The organism is Cellulosimicrobium funkei (assembly GCF_004519295.1).
In the GTDB taxonomy this organism is placed as follows: domain Bacteria; phylum Actinomycetota; class Actinomycetes; order Actinomycetales; family Cellulomonadaceae; genus Cellulosimicrobium; species Cellulosimicrobium funkei.
This window is the reverse complement of the sequence record NZ_SOZH01000007.1, coordinates 20,138-34,989: the sequence shown is the minus strand read 5'-3', so window position 1 is coordinate 34,989 and position 14,852 is coordinate 20,138. Positions and strand designations below refer to the sequence as shown.

The 14,852-nt window shown below is 72.1% G+C and carries 9 protein-coding genes; 6 read left to right on the top strand and 3 right to left on the bottom strand.

Features of this window, described 5'->3' with window-relative positions; all coding sequences use genetic code 11:
• The first annotated feature begins 28 nt into the window (after positions 1-28).
• Complete coding sequence (locus tag E1O70_RS12415; protein WP_128957451.1) at positions 29-1,135, top strand: hypothetical protein; 1,107 nt, start codon at positions 29-31, stop codon at positions 1,133-1,135.
• Positions 1,136-1,139: 4 nt separating this feature from the next.
• On the opposite strand, the gene E1O70_RS12410 is transcribed toward E1O70_RS12415, so the two are convergent.
• The 3 genes from E1O70_RS12410 to E1O70_RS12400 form a co-directional block, all read right to left on the bottom strand.
• Positions 1,140-2,039, bottom strand: a complete 900-nt coding sequence (locus E1O70_RS12410) for a dihydrodipicolinate synthase family protein (RefSeq protein WP_061268727.1) — start codon at positions 2,037-2,039, stop codon at positions 1,140-1,142.
• Between the two features lie 10 nt (positions 2,040-2,049).
• Complete coding sequence (locus tag E1O70_RS12405; protein WP_021483712.1) at positions 2,050-2,715, bottom strand: ThuA domain-containing protein; 666 nt, start codon at positions 2,713-2,715, stop codon at positions 2,050-2,052.
• Between the two features lie 69 nt (positions 2,716-2,784).
• Complete coding sequence (locus tag E1O70_RS12400) at positions 2,785-3,966, bottom strand: ROK family transcriptional regulator (protein WP_061268728.1); 1,182 nt, start codon at positions 3,964-3,966, stop codon at positions 2,785-2,787.
• A 407-nt stretch (positions 3,967-4,373) separates the two neighbouring features.
• Between E1O70_RS12400 and E1O70_RS12395 the strand changes: the two genes are divergently transcribed.
• The 5 genes from E1O70_RS12395 to E1O70_RS12375 all read left to right on the top strand — a co-directional run bounded on the left by E1O70_RS12395 (position 4,374) and on the right by E1O70_RS12375 (position 14,646).
• Positions 4,374-5,894, top strand: coding sequence for a sugar ABC transporter ATP-binding protein (locus E1O70_RS12395; RefSeq protein WP_061268729.1), 1,521 nt, complete (start codon positions 4,374-4,376; stop codon positions 5,892-5,894).
• Positions 5,891-6,931: an ABC transporter permease gene (locus E1O70_RS12390; RefSeq protein ID WP_061268730.1), complete on the top strand. Its 1,041-nt coding sequence runs from the start codon at positions 5,891-5,893 to the stop codon at positions 6,929-6,931. Before E1O70_RS12395 ends, E1O70_RS12390 begins: the two co-directional genes overlap by 4 nt.
• 117 nt (positions 6,932-7,048) lie before the next feature.
• Positions 7,049-8,116 carry a substrate-binding domain-containing protein gene (locus E1O70_RS12385; protein ID WP_061268731.1) on the top strand — a complete coding sequence of 356 codons (1,068 nt, stop codon included), beginning with the start codon at positions 7,049-7,051 and terminating at the stop codon, positions 8,114-8,116.
• Positions 8,117-8,235: 119 nt separating this feature from the next.
• Positions 8,236-9,408 carry a Gfo/Idh/MocA family protein gene (locus tag E1O70_RS12380; protein WP_061268732.1) on the top strand — a complete coding sequence of 391 codons (1,173 nt, stop codon included), beginning with the start codon at positions 8,236-8,238 and terminating at the stop codon, positions 9,406-9,408.
• Positions 9,409-9,660: 252 nt separating this feature from the next.
• Positions 9,661-14,646, top strand: a complete 4,986-nt coding sequence (locus E1O70_RS12375; protein ID WP_128957452.1) for a ThuA domain-containing protein — start codon at positions 9,661-9,663, stop codon at positions 14,644-14,646.
• Positions 14,647-14,852: the final 206 nt, after the last annotated feature.

The window sequence follows — 14,852 nt, the reverse complement described above, 5'->3', positions numbered from 1 at the left end:
CGTCGGGCCGGGCGCCTACGATGCTCCGGTGCTCGACGCCACCACCGCCCCGTCCCGGACCCTCCCGACCCTGCGTGGCGCCCACCTCGTGGGCTCCGTGAACCTGCCGACCGCGCGCGAGACCTTCCGGGCGGTGGGGGAGCGCCTCGGCGACCACGTGCGCCGCGTCCCCGACGGGGAGGTCGGCGAGCGGTTCCACTGGATCCTCTTCCAGGGCGAGCGGTTCTCCGCCGTAGACGGCCTCGCACGCGTCCCGGTGGACCCGGTCGTCGTCGCGGGGTTCGACGTGCGCCCGCACGTCCTCGACGGCTCCGTCGACGCGGCGGACCTGCGGTTCGGCCCGCTCGGCTACGCTGACGCGGCCCTCGCCTCGTTCGCCGACTTCGTCGCGCTGCGCGAGGAGGGGGCACTCCCGGCCGGGGCCCGCTTCCAGGTGTGCCTGCCCTCGCCGCTCGCGCCGGTGACGGCGTTCGTCGCGCCCCAGGACCGCGGGGCGGTGCACCCGGCGTACGAGGCCGCGCTCGTCCGCGAGCTCGCGGCGATCACCGCCGCGATCCCCGCGGAGGACCTCGCGGTCCAGGTCGACCTCGCGACCGAGTTCGCGTTCGTCGAGGGCGCGAACCTCGGCGGCGGGGCCGCGCGCGCGTGGTTCGACGCCGAGGCCGGGGGAGACGAGGACGTCGTCGCGGGGTGCGCGCACCGGGCCGCGGCGTTCGCGCGGCACGTGCCCGCCGGGGCCGAGCTGGGGTTCCACCTCTGCTACGGCGACGTCGCGGAGAAGCACTTCGTCGAGCCGACGGACACCGCGAACCTCGTCCGCGTCGCGAACGCCCTCGTGGAGCACCTCGACCGGCCGGTCCAGTGGGTCCACCTGCCCGTCCCGATCGCGCGAGACGACGTCGCGTACGTCGCGCCGCTGGCGGACCTGCGCCTGGACCCGGCGACGGAGCTCTACCTCGGGCTCCTGCACCACGAGGACGGTGTCGAGGGCGCCCGCCGTCGGCTCGCCGCGGCGGCGTCGGTGCTCGGCGACCGTCCGGTCGGCGTCGCGACGGAGTGCGGCTTCGGCCGCGGCCCGAGCGAGCGCACCACCGGCCTGCTCGACCTGCACGCCGCGGTGCTCGCGGCGGTCTGACGCCTCAGCCCCCAGGCCGCCGGGCGACGACCTCGCGCAGCCGCGCGACGCCGTCGGGCGGGACGGGGAGCGACGGCCCGCGCGGGGGAGCGGTCGGCACGCCGAGCAGGGTGGCGAGAGCGTGGAACCCGCTCACCGGGCGCAGGTCGGCGAGCGCGGCGGTCAGGTCGTGCAGCCAGCGGGCGACCCGCGCGTCGGGCACCGCGCGCGCGGTGCGGGCGCGGCGGAGCGCGACGTACTCCGCCGGGACGAGCGCGGCGAGCCCGGTGTGCCAGGCGTCGGCCGGCTCGGCGCCGCGCACGAGAGGGACGTCGCCGCTCAGCCCGACGCTCACGCCTAGGCCGTCGGTCGCGGCCCGCAGCTCGGCGACCCGCCCCCCGGGTCGCGCGGGCGTCGACGCCGCGTCCTTGACCGCGACGACGTTCGTCGTGCGGGCGAGGTGCGCCAGGGCGCCCGGCGTGAGGTCGTACGCGGTCTGGACGCTGCGGTTGTAGAAGCACACCGGCAGGTCGACGTCCGCCGCGACCGCCTCGAACAGCGCCACGACCTCCGCCTCGTCGAGCGGGAGGTAGGAGAACGGCGCGAGCACGAGCCCGTCGGCGCCCGCGTCGCGCGCGGCACGGGACCGTGCGAGGACCTCGCGCGTCGACGCGCCGCTCACGGCGACGTGGACGGGTACGGCTGTGGGGCCCGTCGACCCCGCGGCCACGGCCGCCCGCACGACGGCGTCACGCTCGTCCGGGTCGAACGTGACCCCGGCGCCCGACGACGCGAGCACCACGACGCCGTCGACCCCGGCCCCGGCGGCGTCCCGGACCAGGCGGCCGAGAGCGTCGAGGTCGGGGGCGTCGTCGTCGGTGAGGGGCGTGATCGGGTAGGCGAGCAGGCCGCGGAACGCGGTCATGCGCGCGGGCTCAGCGGCTCGCCCAGAGGATGCCGCGCTCGACGATCGTGCGGATCGGAGGCACCTCGAGGTCGGCGAGCTGGTGCCCCGCCGCGCACACGAAGATGCGCCCGGCGCCCCAGCGTCGCGTCCACACGGCGGGGGAGACGACGGGCTCGTGCCACGGGTCGCCGTCGCGCGGGAGGATCGTCGTCGTCGCGAGGACGTCGTTGTACGAGTCGGCGAGCACCCAGTACTGCTCCGAGTGCAGCGCGATCGAGTCGATCCCCGCGACGATCGGGTGGTCCCCGCGCTCGGGCACGATCTCGATCGTGTGGTCCACGAGGTCGTGCGCGTGGGCGGCGAACTGCCCGCCCACCATCTGCAGGTAGTCGGTGGCGAGCCGGAACGAGTCGACGATGCCGCCGTGCCAGCCCGCGAACCCGGTGCCGTTCGCGATGGCCGTGCGCAGGCCGCGCATCTCGTCCGGGAGGATCTCGCCCATCGTCCAGCACTGCACGACGAGGTCGAGGCTCGTCATGAACTCCTCGTCGGCGTACGCCTCGAGCGACCCCTCGAGCGTCACGTCGTAGCCGGACGCCTCGAGGAACGGGATGAACAGCTCGGCGGCCTCCTCGGGTGCGTGCCCGGGCCACCCGCCCCGGACCACGAGCGCTCGACGGTTCCGCTCGGTCATGACTCCTCCTCGTGCTTCGTCACACTCGTCGCGCCCGCGCGCGCGGGCAGCGGCCCCCGTCGACCGCGCTCAGGCGATGAGCGCGTCGATCGCTGCGGGCGAGAGTACGTGATCGACGGCCATGGCGCTCGCACCGAGCACGCCGGCCTGACCTCGTGCCTGCGAGGTGACGATGCGCAGGTGCTGCGTCGCGAGGGGCAGCGAGCGCTGGTAGACGATCTCGCGGATGCCCGCGATGAGGTGCTCGCCCGCCTCGGCGACGATGCCACCGATGACGATGAGCGAGGGGTTGAGCAGGCTGACGCACGCCGCGAGCACGGAGCCGATGTCGCGCCCGGCCTGGCGCACGGCCTGGCTCGCGGCGAGGTCGCCGCCGCGGACGAGCGCGACGACGTCGGAGCTGGTGGTCGCGTCGAGGCCCGCGGCGGCGAGGGCTGCGGCGACTGCCTGGCCGCTCGCGACGGCCTCCAGGCAGCCCACGTTGCCGCAGCGGCACGGGACGTCGGCGGCGCTGGGGACGGCGACGTGCCCGATGTCGCCCGCGGCGCCCTGCGCGCCGCGCCGGAGCTCGCCGTCGGCGATGATGCCCGAGCCGATGCCCGTCGCGACCTTGACGAAGAGCATGTCGGTGACCGCGGGCCACGCGGTGCGGTGCTCGCCCAGCGCCATGATGTTCACGTCGTTGTCGACGAGCACGGAGGCGTCGAACCGCTTCTGCAGGATCCCGGGGACGTCGACGTCGTCCCACGCGGGCATGATCGGCGGGTTGATGGGCCGCCCGGAGGAGTGCTCGACGGGGCCGGGGAGGCCGACGCCGACGCTGACCAGGTCGTCGATGCTGCGCCCCGTGGTCGCGACGAGCTTCTCGCCGGTGTCCGCGACCCAGGACAGGACGACGTCGGGCCCGTCCGCGATCGCGAGGGCGGCGTCGGTCTCGGCGAGCACGTTGGACGCGAGGTCCGTGACGGCGAGGCGGGCGTGGGTCGCGCCGAGGTCCACGGCGAGCACGATGCGCGCCTCAGGGCTGAAGGCGAAGGTCACGGGCGGGCGCCCGCCGGTCGAGCTGGCCTCGCCCGCGGGGGCGATGAGGCCGGCCGACATGAGGAGGTCGATCCGCGCGGCGATGGTGGACCGCGCCTGTCCCGTGATCGCTGCGAGGTCCGCACGGGTGCGCGGCTGACCGTCCCGGAGCAGCTGGAACATGTCGCCGGCACCGGTCGGGCGCGGCGCGAACTTCAGCAGTTCCTCCATGGGCACAGTGAATCACGGAGCCTCTCGTCGGTCGTCCGTACCAGGCGGACGAGTCATCGGCTTTTGCTTGACGATCGCCAAAAGGTACCCTACTGTCCCCTCCCAAGGCGACATGGACGTCGTCGAAAGGTGTGGAGGTCCGACGGTGGGCCTCCGGTCCGGGCGACGACCGCCCCACGAGCTCCCCCTGGTCCCCGATCGCACGTCGCATCTTCGGCATCCCTGCTCGTGCAGGGCTTGCCGGACACTATCGCCTCCGCAGCACCCCGTGGCACCCCGGGAGCGGCGGGAGCGTTCCCATTCGGGATCAGGGCGCGCACACTTTTGTCGGTCACGGAGTGGTAACAGTGGCAAAAGACGACAACCTTATGATTGACGCTCGTCAAAAGGTTCGCTAGGTTCACCGCATGGTCACCGCAGACCCTCCCCAGCCGCTCCTGCAGATGCAGGGCATCGTCAAGGTCTTCCCCGGGGCTCGTGCGCTCGACGGCGTCGATCTCGAGATCCTCCCGGGCGAGGTCCACTGTCTCCTCGGCCAGAACGGGGCCGGCAAGTCCACGCTCATCAAGGTGCTCGCCGGTGCTCACCAGCCCACCGAGGGCCAGATCCTCCTCGACGGCGAGCCCATCACCATCTCCGACCCCGTGGCAGCGCTGAAGCACGGCGTCGCGACGATGTACCAGGAGCTCGACGTCGTCGACGGCCTGACCGTCGCGGAGAACGTCTACCTCGGGCACGAGCTCGCGACCATGGGGTTCTCCCAGCGTCGCGAGGCGGTGCGCAAGACGCGCGAGCTGCTCCAGCGGCTCGGGCACTCGGAGGTCTCGCCGAGCACGGAGGTCGGACGGCTGTCGGCCGCCGGCAAGCAGATCGTCTCCATGGCCCGGGCGCTGTCCCACGACGCGCGCGTCATCATCATGGACGAGCCCTCGGCGGTGCTCGACTCCGAGGAGGTGGGCAACCTCTTCCGTGTCGTCAAGGAGCTGACCAAGGCGGGGGTCGCCGTCGTCTACATCTCCCACCGGCTCGAGGAGATCCGCGAGATCGGCGACCGCATCACCGTCCTCAAGGACGGCCGGACCGTCGCGCAGAACCTCCCGGTGTCCGAGACCCCGACGGCGAAGCTCATCACGCTCATGACCGGCCGCTCGGTCGAGTACGTCTTCCCGGACTCCGACGGCCCGGTGGACGCCGCTCCCGTCGTGCTCGACGTCGCGGGACTGAGCCTGCGCGGCGTGTTCGCGGACGTGTCGTTCCAGGTGCGCGCCGGGGAGATCGTCGGCCTCGCCGGGCTCGTGGGCGCGGGCCGCTCGGAGATCATCGAGACGGTCTACGGGGCACGCAAGGCGACCGCGGGCACCGTGACCGTCGACTCGACGAGGCTGCGGTCCGGGTCCGTCGCCTCCGCCGTCGGTGCCGGGATCGGGCTCGCGCCCGAGGAGCGCAAGAGCCAGGGCCTGCTCCTCGACGAGCCCGTCTACCGCAACGTCACGCTCTCGACGTTCTCGCGCTTCGCGCGCTTCGGTCTCCTCGACGAGAGCGCCGAGCGCAAGGCGGCCAAGGAGCAGGCCGACTCGCTCGAGCTGCGCCCCACCGGCGTCGACCGGGCCATCCGCACGCTGTCGGGCGGCAACCAGCAGAAGGCGATGCTCGCCCGCTGGCTCGTCCACGGCTGCCGCGTGCTGCTCCTCGACGAGCCCACGCGCGGCGTCGACGTCGGCGCGCGCGCCGAGATCTACGCCCTCATCCGCAGGCTCGCCGACGAGGGTGCCGCCGTCGTCGTCGTGTCCAGCGAGATCCCCGAAGTCCTCGGCCTCGCCGACCGCGTCCTCGTCGTCTCCGAGGGTCGCGTCGTCCACGAGGGGCCCTCGAGCTCCATCGACGAGCACCAGGTGCTCGACATGGTCATGGAAGGAAGTGTCGCGTGAGCGAGCAGCAGGTGTCGGCGTCGATGCCGACGAAGAAGCCGGAGGCCGACGAGTCGGCCCGGGTCGAGAAGGCCGCGGGCGAACGCCGCAGGAGCGGGTTCATGTCCGGCGCCGCGGGGCGGAACATCGGCCTCGTCGTCGCTCTGCTCCTCCTGTGCGTCGTGGGCTTCGCGACGGGCGGCGAGCGGTTCCTGAGCGTCAGCAACCTCATGACCATCCTCAGCCTCGGGTCGGTCGTCGGCGTCGTGGCCATCGGGATGACCTTCGTCATCACGACGGGCGGCATCGACCTCTCCGTCGGCTCGGTGCTCGGCCTGGCGTCCGTCTGGGCGACGACGCTCGCGACGCAGTCGTACGGCTGGGTCGTCATGGTGATCTGCGCGCTCGCGGTGGGCATCGGCGCCGGCCTCCTCAACGGCCTGATCGTCGCCTACGGGAAGGTCGTCGCGTTCATCGCGACGCTCGCGATGCTCGTCGCCGCGCGCGGTCTCGCCGAGCTCATCGCGCAGAAGCGCACGCAGATCGTCCAGGTCGACGCGTTCAACGACGTCTTCCGCGGCAACCTCCTCGGGGTCCCGAAGATCGTGTGGATCTTCGCGGTCGTCGCCGTGCTCGGCTGGTTCCTCTTCAACCGCACGACGTTCGGCCGCCGGACCGTCGCCGTCGGCGGCAACGCCGAGGCTGCGCGCCTCGCAGGCATCAAGGTCAAGCGCCACCTCCTGTACGTGTACGCGCTGTCCGGCCTGACCGCGGGCATCGCCGGCGTCATGATCCTCGCCCGCACGAGCGCCGGCTCCTCGACCAACGGCCTGCTCATGGAGCTCGACACCATCGCGGCGGTCGTCGTCGGCGGCACGCTCCTCGCGGGCGGCCGGGGCACGATCGTCGGCACCGTCCTCGGCGTCCTGATCTTCACGACGCTCACGAACGTCTTCATCATCAACAACATCGACAGCTCGGTGCAGCAGATCGCCAAGGGCGCGATCATCGTCGGCGCGGTCCTGCTCCAGCAGCGCCTCTCCCGGCGCACCACCTAGCGACCCCGAGCCCCGCGGCACCCCCGCACCCCGCCGCAGCCGGACGAGTCCCGCACCACCCACACCCCGCCAGTTCCCCTGAGGTTCCACCCGCAGGACAGCATCGAAGGAGATCCCATGTCCGCACGCACCACCCTCCGCCGCCGCATCATGCTCGCGACGGTCTCGGCCGCCTCGATCGCGCTGATCGCGACGGCGTGCACCTCCAACACGCCGCAGGACGAGGGCACGGCCGAGGGCGACGGCGGGGGCAGCGCCAACCAGGCCGTCTCCGACAACGACGCCCCGGGCGACCCGATCGTCATCGGCTTCTCGGCCCCCGCCGCCGACCACGGCTGGATGGGCGCCATCACGACCGCCGCCGAGGCGGAGGCCGCGGAGTACGAGGACGTCGAGCTCCGTGTCGCCGACGGCACGAACGACGTGAACGTCCAGATCAGCCAGATCGAGGGCTTCATCAACGACGGCGTCGACGCGATCGTGCTGCTGCCGTTCGACGGCGCCGCGCTCACCGAGGTCGCGACCAAGGCGATGGACGCCGGGATCCCCGTCATCAACGTCGACCGCGAGTTCTCCAGCCCGTTCGCGGCGCGGACCACCGTCCTCGGTGACAACTACGGCATGGGCGTGAGCGCCGGTCAGTACATCTGCGAGCAGCTGGGCGACAACCCGGACGCGGTGGTCGCCGAGATCGCCGGCATCGACTCGCTGCCGCTCACGCAGGACCGCAGCCAGGGCTTCGAGGACGCGCTGTCCGACTGCGGCCTCGACGTCGACAACCGCGTCGCCGCGGACTTCACGGTCCAGGGTGGCGAGGCCGCGACGGCCAACCTCCTCCAGGCCGCGCCGCAGATCGACGCCATCTGGAACCACGACGACGACCAGGGCGTCGGCGTGCTCTCCGCGATCGAGAACGCGGGCCGCGACGAGTTCTTCATGGTCGGCGGCGCCGGCTCGAAGCAGGTCATGGAGCACATCCAGGCCGGTGACTCCGTCCTCCAGGCGACGGTCGTCTACCCGTCGACGCAGGCCGCGGACGGCATCAAGCTCGCTCGCCTCGTGGCGCACGAGAAGAACCTCAGCGACCTCGCGTCGTCCGACGTGCCGCGCACGGTCCAGCTCTTCGCGCCCGTCGTGACGAAGGACAACGTCGACCAGTACCTGCCCACCGCGTTCCAGTCCTGACGGACCCGCTGACACCCGTCAGCACGCAGCAGGAAGCACGCGGACCACGCCCACGGTCCGCCCGGGTACCGCCCGGCCGGACCGTGGGCGTGCGCCGTGAGAAGCACGGAAGGAACGTCATGGCAGGAAACGACGGCGCGCAGCTCGGCGTCGGCATGGTCGGGTACTCGTTCATGGGGGCAGCGCACTCGCAGGCCTGGCGGACCGCCCCCCGGTTCTTCGACCTCCCCCTCGACCCGCGGATGCGGGTCCTCGGCGGCCGCAACCCGGAGGCGGTCGCCGCCGCCGCGCAGCGGCTCGGCTGGGAGTCCACGGAGACGAGCTGGCAGGCGCTCGTCGGCCGGGACGACGTCGACCTCGTCGACGTGTGCACGCCCGGCGACACCCACGCCGAGATCGCGATCGCCGCGCTCGAGGCCGGCAAGCACGTGCTCTGCGAGAAGCCGCTCGCGAACACGGTCGCCGAGGCCGAGAAGATGGTCGCGGCAGCCGAGGTCGCCGCGCGGCGCGGGCAGGTCGCGATGGTGGGCTTCACCTACCGCCGCGTGCCGGCGATCCAGCTCGCGCGCCAGCTCGTGGCCGACGGCCGCATCGGCGCCGTGCGGCACGTGCGCGCGCAGTACCTCCAGGACTGGATCGCGGACGAGGACGCGCCCCTGTCGTGGCGTCTGGACAAGACCAAGGCGGGCAGCGGCGCGCTCGGCGACATCGGCGCGCACGTGATCGACCTCGCCCAGTTCATCACCGGCGAGCGGATCACGAGCGTCTCCGGCCTGCTCGAGACGTTCGTCAAGGAGCGACCCGTCGCGACGGAGTTCGCCGGTCTCTCAGGACAGGGCGGCACCGAGCGCGGCCCCGTCACCGTGGACGACGCCGCGATCTTCCTCGCCCGGATGTCCGGCGGCGCGATCGGCACGTTCGAGGCGACCCGGTTCGCCTACGGCCGCAAGAACGCGATCCGGCTGGAGATCAACGGGTCGAAGGGCTCGGTCGCGTTCGACTTCGAGGACATGAACGTCCTGCACTACTTCGACGCCGCCGACGACCCGGCCGTCGCGGGCTTCCGCCGCATCGTCGTGACGGAGCCGCAGCACGCGTACGTCGGGCACTGGTGGCCCGCGGGCCACGGCCTCGGCTACGAGCACGCCTTCACGCACCAGGTCGTCGACCTGGTCGAGGGCATCGCCGCGGGGACGCACCCGGCGCCGACCTTCGCGGACGGCCTGGTGGTCCAGCGCGTGCTCGACGCGGTCGAGCGCAGCGCGGCGTCGGGCGGCTGGGTCGAGCCCTAGGTCTCGACCCGCCGCACGGACGGCAGACCGGTCGTCGGCCGCGCGCAGGTGCACGGCCGACGACCGGGACGACGAGAGGAGGTACGACCGCCGCGCTGGCGGCGAGGAAGGTGCCCGGCGGAGCACCGAGACAGTCCGCCGACGAGCCCGGGACGGACGGCAGGCCGATGGCGCCGACCCGGCGGAGCGCAGCACAGTTCCCCATCTCGACGAGGAGACCTTGTGAGAAACGTGCTTGGAGGATCGCTCGCCGTGAGGCGCACGGTCGCGGCAGCAGCCGCGGCGGCGATCGCTCTCCCCCTGACCATCGCGACGGCGGTGTCGGCCACGGCGGCCCCCGCCGCCGGGAGCGTCGCCCCGGCGGCTCCGGTCGCAGCCGCCGCCGACACCGCACCGTTCGACGTGCTCGTCTTCAGCAAGACCGCCGGGTTCCGGCACGGGTCGATCCCCGCGGGCATCGCGGCGATCCAGCAGCTCGGCGCGGAGAACGACTTCGACGTGACCACGACCGAGGACGCGGGAGCGTTCACGGACGAGAACCTGGCGCAGTACGACGCCGTCGTGTGGCTGTCCACGACGGGCGACGTCCTCAACGACGACCAGCAGGCCGCGTTCGAGCGCTACATCCAGAACGGCGGCGGGTACGCGGGCATCCACGCGGCGTCCGACACCGAGTACGACTGGCCGTGGTACGGCGAGCTGGTCGGCGCGTACTTCAGCAGCCACCCGCAGAACCAGGACGCGACCGTCAAGGTCGAGGACCACGCCCACGAGTCGACGGCGCACCTGCCGTCGCGCTGGGACCGCTACGACGAGTGGTACAACTACCGCACCAACCCGCGCGACACCGTGCACGTGCTCGCGAGCCTGGACGAGACGTCCTACACCGCGGGGTCGGGCGCGATGGGCGCCGACCACCCGATCGCCTGGTGCCAGGCGTACGACGGCGGCCGCTCGTGGTACACCGGTGGCGGCCACACGAACGAGTCCTACGCGGAGCCGGAGTTCCTCCAGCACCTGCTCGGCGGCATCCAGACCGCCGCGGGCGTCGTGCCGTCGGACTGCGCCGCGTCGCAGTCGGACAGCTACGAGGTCGTCTCGCTCGACGAGGAGACGTCCAACCCGATGATGCTCGACGTCGCCCCCGACGGGACGGTCTTCTACGTCGAGCGCGACGGGCGCGTCCGCCTCATCGACCCGGAGAGCAACCAGACCACGACGGCGATGACCCTCGCGGTCACGCAGGCCAACGAGGACGGGCTCACGGGCGTCGTCCTGGACCCGGACTTCGGGGAGAACGGCTGGGTCTACCTCTTCTGGTCGCCGCAGGACGTCGGGACGGACGGGCCGCACAACCGCGTCTCGCGCTTCACGTACGACGAGGCGACCCGGACGATCTCGGCCGCGAGCGAGGAGAAGGTCCTCGTCATCCCGACGCAGCGCGAGACGTGCTGCCACGCGGGTGGTGACATGGTCTTCGACGGCGACGACAACCTCGTGATCGTGACGGGCGACAACACCAACCCGTTCGAGTCGGCCGGCTACGCGCCGCTCGACGAGCGCGCGGGCCGCACGTCGTACGACGCGCAGCGCACGTCGGCGAACACGAACGACCTCCGCGGCAAGGTGCTGCGCATCCACCCGGAGGACGACGGCACGTACACGATCCCCGAGGGGAACATGTTCGCCCCGGGGACGGACAAGACGAAGCCCGAGATCTTCGCGATGGGCTTCCGCAACCCCTTCCGCATCGGTGTGGACCAGAAGACGGGCAACGTGCTCGTCGGCGACTACGGCCCCGACGCGCAGAACGCCAACCCGAGCCGCGGCCCGGGGAACACGGTCGAGTGGAACATCGTCGCGGAGCCGGGCTTCTACGGGTGGCCGTACTGCACCGGTGACAACGCGGCGTACATCGACTACAACTTCGCGACCGGCCAGTCGGGCCAGGCGTACGACTGCGCCAACGGGCCCGTGAACGACTCGCCGAACAACACCGGCCTGACCCAGCTCCCGCCGGCTGTCGCGGCCGACGTCTGGTACAACTACGCCGGCAACCCGCTCTTCCCGGAGATCGGCGGCGGCGGTGCGCCCATGGGCGGCCCCGTCTACGACTACGACCCGGAGCTCGACTCGGACGTCAAGTGGCCCGAGTACTGGGACGGCAAGGCGATCTTCGGCGAGTGGAACCAGGGCAAGATGTACTCGTTCCAGCTCGACGGGGAGAACCGCGACGAGCTCGTCGACATCAACCGGATCCTGCCGAAGCACTTCGACCCCGCGGCGGGCTTCTATCGCGCGATGGACTTCGACTTCGGTCCGGACGGCTCGCTCTACGTCATCGACTGGGGCCAGGGCTTCGGCGGCAACAACACGACGTCGGGCATCTACAAGGTCAACTACGTGCAGGGCGACCCGACGCCGATCGCCCGCGCCAGCGCGGACGTGACCAGCGGCGCCGCGCCCCTCACGGTGCAGTTCTCCTCGGAGGGCACCCGCCACCCGGCGGGCGACCCGATCTCGCTGCAGTGGACGTTCGGCGACGGGTCCGACCCGTCGACCGAGGCGAACCCGGTGCACACCTACACCGAGAACGGCAGCTACACCGCGCAGCTCGTGGCGACCGACGCGAACGGCCAGACGGGCTTCGCGAACGTCAGCATCGTCGTCGGGAACCAGGCGCCGAGCGTGACGATCACGTTCCCGGACAACGGTGGCGTGTTCGAGTGGGGCGACCAGGTGCGCTACGTCGTCGAGGTCGAGGACCCCGACGGCGAGGTGGACTGCTCCAACCTCCAGATGATGACCGCGCTCGGGCACGACGCCCACGCGCACCCGATGGAGGAGCTGACCGGCTGCGAGGGCGTCATGCAGACGGCCCGCGACGAGGGCCACGGGCTCGAGGCCAACATCTTCTGGGTGCTCGAGGCGTTCTACACCGACGACGGCGGCGAGGTGGGCGTCCCGCTCACGACGAACTCGCTCCAGATCCTGCAGCCGAAGCTGCTCCAGGCCGAGTACTACACCTCGACGGGCCGGCTCCCCGGCTCGGCGAGCACCGGTGACCCGGGCGTCCAGACGGAGCAGACCAGCGACAGCGCGGGGGGCGGCCAGAACCTCGGCTACATCGAGGTGGACGACTGGTGGGCCTACGAGCCCATGTCGCTCTACAACGTCGAGGGTCTCGGCATGCGCGTCGCGTCGCCCTCGGGCGGCACGGTGTCCGTGCGCTGGGACGCGCCCGACGGTCCGGAGATCGGCCGGGTGACCGTGCCGAACACCGGTGACTGGCAGGCGTACACGATGGCGACGACGGAGATCACCGACGTGCCCGAGGGCACGGGGACGCTCTACTTCGTCAACGTGGCCGGCCAGATGAACGTCAACTGGCTCGAGTTCGACGGCCGCGGCGTCACGGACAACGTGCGCCCGACCATCGACACGTTCGAGGTCACGCCGACGGAGGGCACCGCTCCTCTGGAGGTCACGGCGTCGGTCACGGCGACCGACCCCGAGGACGAGGCCGTCACGTTCGCGTGGGACGCGGGCCTCGGCGACGGTTTCGTCGACGGCACCGGCTCGTTCGCGGTCACGTACGACCAGCCGGGCACCTACCGGCTCCAGGTGCGGGCCACCGACGAGCGCGGCGCGTACTCGGTCGAGTACACGACGGTGACCGTCGAGGCGCCCGAGACCGGTCCGGGGCTCTGCTTCTCCGGCCGCTCGGACGACTTCCTCGGCACCGACCTGGACGAGGACCGCTGGACCGTGACGAACCGCGACCAGAACCTCGTCGTGCGCGACGGGCGCCTGGTGGTCCCCACGGCTACGCGGGACTTCTACGGCACGGACAACACCGTCGTGCCGAACCTGGTGCTCCAGGACCTCCCGGACGGACCGTTCACGGCCACCGCGAAGGTGACCCTGCCGGCCCGCCAGCAGTACCAGCAGGCCGGTCTGCTGATCTGGGAGGACCAGGACAACTACGCGAAGATGGTCCTCCAGGGCCGGTCGGCCACGGCGGACCCGGCGACGCGGATCTTCCAGTTCATCCGTGAGGAGAACGCCCAGCCGAACGAGGTCAACGAGTCCAACTCGGCCGCGCTCGGTGCCGACTACCCCGACACGGTCTACGTGCGGTTCGTCAGCGACGGCGCGAGCCTCCAGGCGGCCTACTCGGCCGACGGCATCGACTTCACGACGATGCCGCAGACCAAGTCGATCGCCGACCTGGAGAACGCGAAGATCGGGCTCGTGGCCCTCAAGGGCAACAACACGACCACCCCGGTCGTCGACGCCGAGTTCGACTGGTTCCACATCACGCCCGACGACACGGCGGCGGCCCCCGGGCCGGACGACGAGTTCGACGGCGACGCCCTCGACACGTGCCGCTGGTCGATCGTCCGCGAGGACCCGACCGGCTACCGCGTGACGGACGGCTCCCTGCAGATCGACACGACGCCCACGGACATCTACGGGACGGACAACCGCCCGGTGCCGAACATCGTGCTGCAGGACCAGCCGGGTGACGAGTGGACGATCGAGACCGTCGTCGACGGCTCCGCGTTCGACCGTCAGTACCAGCAGGGCGGTCTGATCGTCTACGGCGGCGACGACGACTACGTGAAGCTCGACTACGTGGTCGACAACCAGGCCGGCCAGGCGCGCAACGCCCGGATCGAGCTGCGCAGCGAGGTCGGCGGAGTGGTGCAGAACCCGCAGCCGCAGACGGGGAGCCTCGCCGAGTCGGTGTGGCACCTGCGCCTCACGCGCTCCGGTGACACGTTCACCGGCGCGTACAGCGCGGACGGCGAGACGTGGACCACGTTCGACGAGAGCGTGACCAACGCGCCCGCCGCGGACGCCAAGGTCGGTCTCTTCGCCCTCGGGGCGTCGGCCGACACCGGTGCTCCGGCGTCCTTCGGCCACTTCCGGGTGGTCGAGGACGAGGCCGAGCCGATCGCCGTCACCATCACCGCGGAGACGCGCTGCATGGCCGGCAAGGTGTCCGTCGCGGTCCGCGCGGTGAACGACGACTCGGTCCCGCTCGCGATCACGCTCGAGACCCCGTACGGGTCGAAGCAGGTCGCGGACGTCGCGCCCGGTGCGAACGCGTACCAGTCGTTCGCGTCGCGCGCCGTCGCGGTCGACGCGGGCACCGTGACCGTGACCGCCACGGACGCCGAGGGGAGGACGTTCTCCGGGACCGCGGACTACGCGGCCCGGTCCTGCTCCTGACGAGCTCCGGCGGGTCGGTGCGCTGAGCACCGGCCCGCCGGGCACCGCGCTCGGCGCGCGGGCGCTCGGGCGTCCGGGCGGCCCATCGGCCGGGCCGACCGTACGCTGCCCGCACGACGAGCACGACGGGGACCTCCGGGTCTCCGGCCCCGGCGCCCGGGAACGGGCGCTCCGGCCCGGCGCCGGGGCACCCCGGGGGACCGGCG

Excerpts from the sequence above, each read along its gene's own strand:
- E1O70_RS12410 (WP_061268727.1), bottom strand. The coding sequence starts at position 2,039 with ATGACCGCGTTCCGCGGCCTGCTCGCCTACCCGATCACGCCCCTCACC.
- E1O70_RS12405 (WP_021483712.1), bottom strand. The coding sequence starts at position 2,715 with ATGACCGAGCGGAACCGTCGAGCGCTCGTGGTCCGGGGCGGGTGGCCC.
- E1O70_RS12400 (WP_061268728.1), bottom strand. The coding sequence starts at position 3,966 with ATGGAGGAACTGCTGAAGTTCGCGCCGCGCCCGACCGGTGCCGGCGAC.
- E1O70_RS12395 (WP_061268729.1), top strand. The coding sequence starts at position 4,374 with ATGGTCACCGCAGACCCTCCCCAGCCGCTCCTGCAGATGCAGGGCATC.
- E1O70_RS12385 (WP_061268731.1), top strand. The coding sequence starts at position 7,049 with ATGTCCGCACGCACCACCCTCCGCCGCCGCATCATGCTCGCGACGGTC.
- E1O70_RS12380 (WP_061268732.1), top strand. The coding sequence starts at position 8,236 with ATGGCAGGAAACGACGGCGCGCAGCTCGGCGTCGGCATGGTCGGGTAC.